At 57.8% G+C, this 1,046-nt stretch carries 1 protein-coding gene; it reads right to left on the reverse strand.

Going from position 1 to position 1,046, the window contains the following annotated elements:
- On the reverse strand, positions 1 to 1,046 hold a 1,046-nt coding region (locus NW804_RS10350), incomplete at both ends, for a CHASE3 domain-containing protein (RefSeq protein WP_414423491.1).

Consider the following 1,046-nt stretch of genomic DNA (forward strand, 5'->3'; position numbering starts at 1 on the left):
GGATCCAGGACCACTACCAACGCCCCTGCTGTATCGATAACTGCGTTGGTAAAATCTCGCTCTTGCTTGAGGGATCGCTCTGCCTTTTCCCGCTCGGCACTTTCTCGGCGAATGAGGGAGTAAACAGCAGCCAAGATGCAGTAGATAAACGTTAGACCCGCTAGCAGGATGGCATTGGTGCGGCTCCAGGCTATCTGAAACTGATCGCTACTTTGCTGCAGCCGGCGGTGATCTTCCTCTCCTAGCGACGCTACCACCTCGACAATCCGCTGCCTCAATTTTTCCTCTTCCTGACTTTGCAGCGCTTCTTGAACCGCAGATAGCTCCCCTTGCTTCCTCAGCTCAATCAAATCATGGTTGAGTTTCAGCCACGGCGCCAGCAGCAGCTCTAGCCGGCTCAGGTGCTCTTGATGCACGGGATCCAAGGCCGCAAATTCCTGTAGCTGATCCAGAAGAGCAAACAGCGAATCGGTGCTTGTCTGATAGCTCCGTAAGAAGCTCGCATTGCCTGTAAGGAGATAGCTGCGCTTGTGGACTTCTGCGGCCTGCACTTCTCCTAGCAGCTTCTCTAGAACCTCGTGCTCTTCTAGAAGCTGGGTTACCTCCCTGTTGATCTGGGGCAGACGGGAAGCAGCGCGGTGGGCGGAGTAGGCGATCCCTGCCAAGATCAGGGCAGCCAGGCCAAAACCAGCGCCAACCCTGAAAAGAAATCTGCTCTTACGGGCAGACTTGTCCTCCTTTGACCTTTGGGCCGGCAGCAGGGGGGTCTTGGCCAGCTCCCTCAAGGTGCGGCGCAGCTCCAATTGGGCCACCACCTGATGGGCCAGGGCCTTGAGCTGATCCAGTTGCTCCGGGCTGAGCTGCCGGGGTTGGAAATCGACAACGCAGAGGGTGCCCAACGCCTGCCCTTCCGGAGTTACTAAGGGCACGCCGGCGTAGAAGCGGATGTGCGGCTCTTGGGTAACAAAAGGGTTGTCGGCAAAGCGCGGATCCTGAGTGGCATCGGGCACCACCAGCGGCTCTTGGGGAGACAAGATGGCGTGGGC

The sequence above is a fragment of the Synechococcus sp. WC10meta genome, assembly GCF_047461475.1.